This is a genomic window from Flavobacterium sp. (assembly GCF_027484945.1).
In the GTDB taxonomy this organism is placed as follows: domain Bacteria; phylum Bacteroidota; class Bacteroidia; order Flavobacteriales; family Flavobacteriaceae; genus Flavobacterium.
Window position 1 is genome coordinate 19,833 of sequence record NZ_JAIXRZ010000072.1, and the last position, 7,596, is coordinate 27,428.

2 protein-coding genes are annotated in these 7,596 nt (G+C 39.9%); both read right to left on the reverse strand.

Annotation, left to right across the window (positions count from 1 at the left end; translation table 11 throughout):
• Nucleotides 1–39 precede the first annotated feature (39 nt).
• On the reverse strand, nucleotides 40–4,956 hold the full coding sequence (locus Q0039_RS10240; RefSeq protein WP_297512435.1) for a hypothetical protein: 4,917 nt from the start codon (nucleotides 4,954–4,956) through the stop codon (nucleotides 40–42).
• A gap of 327 nt (nucleotides 4,957–5,283) precedes the next feature.
• Nucleotides 5,284–7,596 (reverse strand): hypothetical protein (locus Q0039_RS10245; protein WP_297512438.1); only part of this gene is annotated, 2,313 nt, incomplete at its 5' end.

Below are 7,596 nucleotides of genomic sequence, written 5' to 3' on the forward strand. Positions count from 1 at the left end.
ATAACAAATTTATAGCATTACTGCCCTACTATTTTGAAATTACTGCACTTTTTTAACAATTTTACGTTGGTCATTTGCAATAATTTTTACAATTAAAATTCTATTTTTTGGTAAATTATTCATTTCAAATTGTGGTGAATTTACTTCCAACGCTGAGGCAACTTTTTTACCAGTGATATCATACACATAGATATCTTTGATTGGAGTTGTTCCTGCATCTACGCGTAATTGTCCTTTCACAAACTTAACCGAAACCTCATCGTTTGCCGTGATTTCACCTTGGTTTAATACGGTTTGATAGTTTAATTGGAATCGATTAGCAAATGAACCTGCAGCTGTAGTGAACGTATAGGCTCCATTATTTAGTAATACTGAAGATCCTGTTTCCGCGTCGGTCAAATAAACTTCTGTTGCACCATCAAAAACGCCTTCAAATGCATCTAAGGTAATAGTATACGTTCCTGCATTGGTAACAGTATAACTTAAAGGTACTATATCATTCACTTCAAAAGCATTTTTCCCTTGGATTGCATAATTACCACCATCAACAATTGAACTTAATAAGATATCGCCGTCGGCAATTTGTTTTGCATCATAATCGATATCAAATCCTTCCGTTGCACCGTCAAAGTAACCCACCATTATTTGTGAATAGGAACCGGTTGCACTTGTCATTTTCACCCAGTAACGATCATAATTAGCCGTTTGCATTGCATTTTCAGAAGCTTTGAACATTTGGTTAGCATTGTTCAACACACGCATATCGTTATTGAAAACAACTTGTGTTGCATTTTCTTTAGCTTCTACAATAAAGCCTTGTCCTACTTGGATAATACCGTTTGGATTGCTTCCTTCACCATTGGATGAGTGTCCGAATTTTGAAATCGCCCAGTATGAATTGTTTGGTGCACCATTTGTTTTTCTCCAGAAGTATAAAGTCCCTTTAATGTTGTCTTGATTAGCATCGATAAACTTATTCAAACTGATTGCAGATGGATAAGGGTTCCCAACTAAATTGTAACGCTTGGTTGAATCGATTGAGTTGGTTAACGCAAATGCTATATTTCCATTATTCGGTACTCCTACATACTGACCATTCCAAATAGTTGACCAAGTTGGGTGGTTATTAGGTACACGAATTAAATATCCTTTAGCTTGCTCCATAGAAACTGTGCTCGGAGCCGTAATAGCGTTATATAAATTAGTTGTTGTATTATAGGTGTAAAAACGTGAGGAAGGTGTAACTGTTGTTAATGGTGAAAAAGCTAATAGATTTTGACCCACAACAGGTGTACTCCATAAAATATAATCCAAACGTTTTAAGGCCGAACTATTACGTTTTACAGTAATTGGTGTTGTATTGGCAATGGCGTTGGTTTGAACCAAATTGGCATTACTTTCAACCACAATATTTGTTGCCGCTGCTGTAGCAATTTGATTTGTAATGGTGATATTTTTTCCCGATTTAATCGTTAATACGCCATTTCCACTTACGGTAACATTATAAGCTGTGGCATCCGTATCAAGCACTTCAGCAATTTTACCAGCGCCAATGGTAACTTTACAATAGGCATTAGGCACTACTCCTTCTGCCCAGTTACCCGGAACATTCCATAACGTGTTGATTGCACCTGTCCAGCTGCTTATTCCGAATACTTCAACAGCTACTTCAGAAGAAGCACCACAGTCACCTGTAATTTGTACATAATATTTTCCTGGACCTACATTGGCTAGTACAGCACCTGTTCCTAAGAACGCACCACCACCATTGGGCTCTGTAAACCATGAAGCATTCGCGTTAGTTCCTGTTAATCCAACAACTTGAATATTGGTTGTTTCATTTGCTAAAATATCATTGTTAACCGGAGTAACGCTCGTGAAAGCCGTTAATGCATTAACATTCATGGTTATCCCGTTTGATGTTGCAGGCGAACCTAATAAACATGGGGTTGCATTGGAAGTCATTACTACAGTAACCACATCATTATTTGCTAATGTAGAAGAGGTAAAAGTTGCACTGTCTGTCCCTACATTTGATCCATTTATTCTCCATTGATAACTAGGGGTAGAACCTCCATTAGTTGGGGTTGCGGTAAACGTTACACTTGTACCTGAACAAATTGTTGTCTCCGAAGCAGTAATACTTACCGAAGCAGTCAATTGTGTATTAACCGTCATGGTTATCTCATTTGATGTGGCAGGCGAACCTGTTAAACATGGGGTTGCATTGGAAGTCATTACTACAGTAACCACATCATTAGTTGCTAAAGTAGATGAGGTAAAGGTTGCACTATTGGTCCCAAAATTAGACCCATTTACTCTCCATTGATAGCTAGGAGCAGTTCCTCCATTAGTTGGGGTTGCAGTAAACGTTACACTTGTACCCGAACAAATTGTTGATGCTGTAGCAGCAATACTTACTGAAGCATTCAATAGTGGATTAACTGTCATGGTTATCCCGTTTGATGTTGCAGGCGAACCTGTTAAACATGGGGTTGCATTTGAAGTCATCACTACAGTAACCACATCATTATTTGCTAATGTAGTCGAGGTAAAGGTTGCACTGTTGGTCCCTACATTAGATCCATTTACTCTCCATTGATAGCTAGGAGCAGTCCCTCCATTAGTCGGTGTTGCTGTAAACGTAACACTTGTACCTGAACAAATTGTTGATGCCGTAGAAGCAATACTTACCGAAGCATTGGTTAGATTATTTACTACTACTGTAACTGATTCAGATGCTGTACAACCAAAACTATTGGTAGCGGTAACGGTATACGTTGTAGTCACCGATGGAGTTAAACCCGTTGGGTTTTTCAACGCTGAGGTAAATCCAGCAGGATTTGAGGTCCATGCATAGGTTGCATCAGGCGCAGTAGTTAAGGTTCCTGAAATAATTACGTTGTTAATTGCCCAATACCAATTCCAAGCTGCTGTATATCGAAAACGAATAAAAACAGTTGGTTGATTTAAAAATTGTGCCGTTAAATTAATATTTGCTGTTGCAAATGCATTTGCAGCCCCTTGTGTAGATGAATAGGTTGTTAAGGTTGTCCAGGTAGTTCCATTGGTACTTGCCTCAACAAATGCACGGTCAGTTGTTCCTGTGTTATATCGGTAATAATGTGATAAATTTATACTAGCGGCTGACATACCCGTTGTACTAAAAGCAGGCGAAACTAAGGTGGTATTTGTAGTACTACCTGACCCTTGAGCATCACTATCGGACAAATAAAACTGAGAGGCATCGGGGGTAATTATTGTTTCTACACCGGTAGAACCTGAATTATACCCACTAGCTCTTAGTGTCCATGCTGCATTAGCTGTTGTCCCTCCTGTACTTGCATTGGTTCTTGTCCAGTTGTTAGTAGCCGAGTTGAAATTTTGAGACAATACAGTTACCGCTGTTGATGAATTTGAGGTAGCTGCTGCAGTTAAACTTAACGTTTCACCCAAACAAATGGTATTGTTACTTGCAATTGCAGTAACACCCGTAGGCGATGGATTAACTGTAATAGTCAATGTAGTGCTAGCAGCACATTGGCCCGCAGTTGGGGTAAAGGTATAGGTTGTGGTAGCCGTGTTGTTTAAAGCGGGAGACCAAGTACCCGTGATTACATTGGTTGATGTTGTGGGTAATGCTGCAATTGTAGCTCCCGAACACACCGGTGCAATTGCCGTGAAAGTTGGGGCAGTAAGTGTCGTTATTGTAACTGTTCTTGTAGCTGTAGCATTACTACATCCGCCCGTACCGGTTACAGTATAAGTCATTGTGGCAGTACCTGCAGCCACTCCAGTAATTACTCCTGTAGTATTGTTTATCGTTGCAATAGCCGTATTACTCGATGTCCATGCACCACCGCTTTGCGATGAGCTAAATGAAGTAGTACCACCAATACAGGTAGTTTGCACACCTGTTAAGGTACCCGCTGTAGGTGCAGCAGTAACCGTTACCGTGCGCGTTGCTGTATACGTATTACCACAAGAAGTTAACGTATAGGTCATTGTTGCAGTTCCAGCTGAAACTCCAGAAATTGCTCCAGTTGTACTGTTTATCGTGGCAACCCCAGTATTGTTTGAAGACCATGTACCACCACTCGCTGAAGAACTAAAGGTTGATGTTCCATTAGAACAAATGGTTTGCGTACCACTTAACGTTCCCGCTGAAGTACCACAAGGACGTAATGCAATCATTATCCCTCCCATTGTTCTTGGATTTGTATTGGGTGTACACGTTACCCCTCCATTACCCGTTGCTCCTATTGCAGATCTAGTTGCCCAAGAAGCACCAACGGCAGGTGTATTTCCTACGCTATTATGCCCTGCATCGTATAACTCTGTAAATGCAGATGGGGTTGTAGCAGTCCAACCTGTAAAATTACTATTGGTAGTACTTGTTATACGTGAACAACTTCCAAAGAGAAGGATAGCAGCATTGGCATTGGCAGTAGTCAATCCAGTGATAGTTGAAATAGTTTGATTAGCACTTGTTGCCCATGTTGTTGGTGCAGTTACATCAAATGGTGTTGTAGAATCGACTCCTGAAAATGCAACAATCGCTCCCGTAGCTGCAGAAGAACTAGCAGTAACTGAAAAAGCATAGGATGCAGGCTCACTTGCTCCTGCAATTTTGTATAGCAATGATGCTCTACCTCTGTCTGTATCGGTACCTGCAATTAATGTCCAACCAGTGCACGTTGCAGATGATTGGGTTACGTTTATAAAGTTTGCAATATTGGCAAACATAATATCTCCGGCAACTACCCCTGCAGGGCGGTTTACCGTTACCGAAGCATTCGTACTAATACTTGTAGTCGCCGTACCTCGTAATGCAATCTGTGCCCACGAATCATGCGAGCATAGAAAGAGGGTTAGAAATAAAATTACAGAAAAACACGTTCGCATTACATCTGTAATGGAACGAGAAGAATGATTTTGGGTAATCGTAGTTTTCATGAATTGTAGGTTTTAATGAACTAGTAAATTTGTTGTTACAAAGTTGACACCATTTGAAACCTGTAAAAAATAAAATCGATTATTGCATTCAAAAAATCGATTAAGACATTAATTTTAGAAGTTTGATGCTTTTTATAGAAAAAAAATGCTTTTTGTCGACATACAACCCCTTGATAAACAGCGCTATTTTATCGATAAAGTGTTTTTTGTTGAAAAGCCAACATACGAAACACCCCAAAAAAGCGCCAAAACAGGTTTAAATCATTAAACAAAAAAGGCTACCCAGAGGATAACCTTTTTTGGCAATTATAAAAAATTATTGGTCGTTTATTGTACTTTCTTGACACCCGTTTTCTTATCCGAAGTGGTTACTTGAACCAAAATAACTTGGTAGGCACCTTGGTAGGGAATTGCAATTTCTGTTGCATTACTAGCATTCACTTGAGTTAATAAACGTCCTTGAACATCAAAAAGAGTTACAGTTTGTAGTGCCGAATTTGCCTTAACACTTATTTTTCCATTTGCTTTTATGACTTCAAAAGCTTGCGAATCTAAGCTCGGGTTATTCGTGCCCAAAGCATTTTGATAGACCAACTCAAAGCGATTCTCAAAAGCACCCGCAACTGAGGTGAAGGTATAGGGACCGTCATTTAAGTTGTGGAAAGTTGCTGAATCGTTATCCTTTAAATATATAGGTTGTGTTGTTGTGGCAAACAAACCGTCTTTTTGATCAATTGCAATTGTATAAGTCCCTGGAGTAGCTACTTTGAAATGCATTGGTACACTATCGGTTGTGTCAAAAGGCACGGGACGTCCATTGATAGCATATTCAACACCATTTATTTTTGAATTGAATGCAATCGTTCCGTCATTGAAATAGGGACTATCCGTGGTATCTATATCAAGGCTTCCATTGGTAAAATAACCAACCATGGTTTGCGCAAATTCGTTATTTGTACCCGAAATATTGAGCCAAATTCTATTTTTCTCAAGAGTTTGCATGCTTTCTGCAGTGGAACGGAACATCTGATTAGCATTATTAGCTACCCGCTGACCGTTATTAAATTCGAGACTTGTAGCAGAATTTTTGGCCTCAACAATAAATCCTTGTCCAACTTGAATTATTCCATTTGGATTATTGGTTGCCGTTACTGCATGAGGTTGTCCGTTTCCAACAAACGAATCGGTCTCTAAATTGTAGGTACAATACGATGGATTGGCCGAACCGTTCGTTTTACGCCAAAAATAAATGGTAGGGTTGATCGCATTAGTATTATCACTGTAGAATTGATCCATACGCAACGTTGATGGATAGGGATTTCCTACTAAATTATACCGTTGTCCGGCTCCTCCATTGTTTAACGTAACCGTTTTTGTTCCATTATTAGGAACTCCCGTAAAGGTTCCCGTCCAAGTGGCAGGTGCGGTTGGATGGTTCCATGGTAGGCGAATCAAATACCCTTTCCCTGTGCCCATTGTATGGGTAGCATAATCGGTAACCGAGTTAAATAAATTTGTAGTCGAATTATACGAATAGAATCGAATCGAAGGGTTAACCGAAGTCAATGGTGAAAAATTAAATAAATTTTGACCTGCAACAGGTGAAGACCACATAATATAATCTAAACGTAATAATGGATTTGACGTGCGTTTTACAATAATAGCTCCCGAATTCACGGCCGATGGATCGGTTTGAATCAAGTTCGCATTACTATTTAACGTAAACGAAGCTCCAGTATTAACTGTAAGCGATCCATTAAGTTGAACATTTGAACCGGAGTTCACCGTTACAACTGCATTATTGGTTACTGTAATTGAACATGCATTGAATGTTGATGCAATCGTTAGGTTACCACTAATTATCGCAGCTTTTGTACTCGTTGGTGTACCATTGCTCCAAGCAGTTCCGCTCCAAGTTGTAGATTCGATAGTAATCGTTGCAGCATCTGAAACCGACACAGAACAAACCCCATTATCAACACTTATTAGATTTAAGGTTTGCGAAGTTGTTGCACCGGTTACGGTAACCGTAGCTGTTCCTCCTGTCAATGTAATTGTTTGTGTACTACCGCCATTCAAATTATAACTTACAATCGAATTGGCAGTTCCTGTAAGCGTAAAACTCACATTAGATCCTGGACACTGATTAGCACCATTAGTCCCCGAAATTGAAACAGATGGGCTATTGACTGTAGTTATTGTTAATGAATTGGAAGTAGCGGGTGATCCCGTCAAACAAGGGGTTGCATTGGAAGTCATCACCACACTTACAACATCGCCATTACTTAAAGAGGTTGTAGTATACGTTGCACTATCGCTACCCACATCAGAACCGTTTAATTTCCATTGGTACGAAGGGGCACTACCACCATTGGTTGGTGTAGCGGTAAACGTAACCGAAGTACCCGAACAAATCGTATTATCGGCATCACTGGACGCAATAGTTACACTTGCTGGTTGATTGGCATTGACCGTTGTTGTAATCGTATTAGAAGTAGCGGGTGAACCCGTCAAGCAAGGGTTTGCATTGGAGGTCATCACCACACTTACAACATCACCATTACTTAAAGAGGTTGTAGTATACGTTGCACTATCGCTACCCACATCAGAACCGTTTAATTTCCATTGGTACGAAGGGGC

What these genes read in the sequence shown, in the direction of transcription:
- Q0039_RS10240 (WP_297512435.1), bottom strand. Translation starts at nt 4,956, where the DNA reads ATGAAAACTACGATTACCCAAAATCATTCTTCTCGTTCCATTACAGAT.